Origin of the sequence: Synechococcus sp. R55.3, from assembly GCF_047461975.1 — a bacterium.
Lineage (GTDB): Bacteria > Cyanobacteriota > Cyanobacteriia > Thermostichales > Thermostichaceae > Thermostichus.
Genome location: NZ_JANSIG010000032.1, coordinates 1 through 2,273 on the forward strand (window position 1 = coordinate 1; position 2,273 = coordinate 2,273).

The 2,273-nt window shown below is 59.9% G+C and carries 1 protein-coding gene and 2 pseudogenes; 1 reads left to right on the forward strand and 2 read right to left on the reverse strand.

What is annotated here, in order from left to right; all coding sequences use genetic code 11:
• Positions 1 to 402 (forward strand): annotated as a pseudogene (locus NW849_RS06825) (prolipoprotein diacylglyceryl transferase); the annotation flags it as partial.
• A gap of 74 nt (positions 403 to 476) precedes the next feature.
• Here the strand turns inward: NW849_RS06825 and chrA are convergent.
• Positions 477 to 1,748, reverse strand: a complete 1,272-nt coding sequence (gene chrA / locus NW849_RS06830; protein ID WP_414356790.1) for a chromate efflux transporter — start codon at positions 1,746 to 1,748, stop codon at positions 477 to 479.
• 102 nt (positions 1,749 to 1,850) lie between these two features.
• Positions 1,851 to 2,273, reverse strand: a pseudogene (locus NW849_RS06835) (glycosyltransferase); the annotation flags it as partial.

The following is a 2,273-nucleotide window of genomic DNA, read 5'->3' on the forward strand; positions in this document are numbered from 1 at the left end:
TACGAAATCTTGCGCGTGTCGGCGGTGGCCTATCTGCCGGGAACTTCCATCAAAGCCGCCTATGTAGCCAGTGGCTTGGGCTTGGTGATCGGGATCGGCATGCTGATCTACATGTACCGGCTGCGCTTCGACCCCGATTTGGAACAACTGGCAACGTGGTTATCGGAGCAAGCGGGATTGGCGCCAGAAGCAGCCCAAAACCTTCTGGAACGGGCTTGGGCCATTCAACAGAGACACCGCCGCGCCGACCTGTTGGATCGTGTCACCCTGGCCATGCCCCACTTTCCCAGCACCCTTGCCCCTCACCTGTCCCTTGGCCAACGGGAGCTGCTGATGCGGCAACTGTTTTGTCGCCTGGAAGGCAGGGATCCCTCTGAGGAAGGGCTGGCCCAGGCCAGCTAGCGGCTGAGGCTATCAGGCTGGATAGGAGCATTCCCTCACCCCCAACGAGAGGGCGGAGCCAGGAAGCAAAACCTCTAGTCCAACAGGCCTCGAGTCAGCAAACCCACTCCCCCTCCCGCCAACACCAACAGCCAAGTGGGCTGGCGAAAGCGCATCAAGGCAATGAAGGCAGCTACCCCGATCCCCAAAGCCACCAGCGAAGCGGGAGTTGTTTCTTGCAGCAGCGCATTTTGGGCCAAGGGCACTGTAGCCGCGGCAACCGCCCCCAGCGCAGTTGGGGTGATGGCTTGCAGGGATCCCTTTACCCAAGCATTGCGCCGTATGCGCAGTAAAACCGGAGCTGCCAGCAAAATAAAGGCAAAAGAAGGGGCAAAGATCGCCACCGTCGCCGTCAGCGCCCCCAACACCCCTGCCACTTTGTAGCCGATAAAGGCTGCTGTCAGCACCACCGGGCCAGGAGTCAATTGCCCAATGGCCACCCCATCCAAGAACTCTGCCGGCGTCAACCAGCGCAACTGATCCACCACCTCGTCGGCGATGAAGGGGATGATCACCAGCCCTCCCCCGAAGATGGCGCCGCCTACTTTCAGGAAAAACAAGGTCAAAGGCCAGAAATAGGCACCAATCCGCTCCAGACCCCAAAAGCTGCTCAGGATAAGGGTTTCCGGTGGAACCGTGGCCACTACCGTCTGGGCCAACGTCAATACTGGCCAAGGGAGTAAAATCGGGATCCCCGATAGTGGGCCTTTTTTGGGCCCATACAGCAGCAGCCCCACCAGAGCCGCCAGCCCGAACAGCAACAGGATATTCACCCCCCCAATCAGCAGCAGGGCAAAGGCCGCCACCGCGATCAGCCCCCGGCTCCAATCCTTCACAGCTTTACGGCCCAGTTTCCAGCAAAAGGCCAGGATAATGGCGATCACCACCGGGGCCACCCCAAAAAACATCCCCTCTAGCTGCGGCACCCCCTGAAAGCGAAAGTAAAGCCAAGAAAAAATCACCTCGATCACAAAAGCAGGGGCAATGAAGCAAATCCCCGCCAGCACCGCCCCCAACCAGCCTGCCCGCACATAGCCGACATAGATCCCCATCTGGGTAGAAGCTGGCCCTGGCAACATTTCACATAGGCCCACCCCTTCGGTAAATTGTTCCTGGCTCATCCAGCCCCGCCGGATCACCGCCTCATCGTGTTGCATGGCGATGTGGGCTTGGGGGCCGCCGAAACCCAGGGATCCCAGCCGCAGGAATACCACGGCAATCTCTTTCAGGCGCGTTGAAAGGGAGGGCAAGTTGTCGGGGGCGTTTTCCGGCCTGGGGAACTGACCGGGAGCAGACTCAGAAGACATGGGCAAAGCCCGGCAAGACAACCCCGCCTATCCTGCCATCTGTCCGGGATCCCTTCAAGAGGACAACACTCGCCCGTTTATCCTTTCACCCAAACTGCCCCCTCAGGTCTTCAGGCTTCGCAACCACTCTTCCAGAGTGCGGATCGGCGCGGGATCCCGGTAGACGCGATCTTGACGTGCTTTCACCTGCTGGCCCATTTGCTCTCGCCACTCTGGATCCAAGCCCAACCGACTGGCAATCTGGACGTATTCATCGAGGTTATGAGCGATGGTATCGAGAATCCCCGTCTGCTGCAGGATGGCGTAGGTGTGGCGGCCCCGCATCAGGGATCCGGGCAAGGTGACGATGGGCAGGCCGTGGGGCAGGGCTTCCAGGGTGGTGTTGCCCCCTGACCAGCCGAGGCTATCCAGGTAAATATCCCCCAGGGCATTGTAGGCCGCATATTCTGCGGGGGAGAGTTCTGGTAAGAGCACCACATACTCTTCAGCGGCCAGGTCATAGGCTTGAAAGGCCCGCCGCATCCG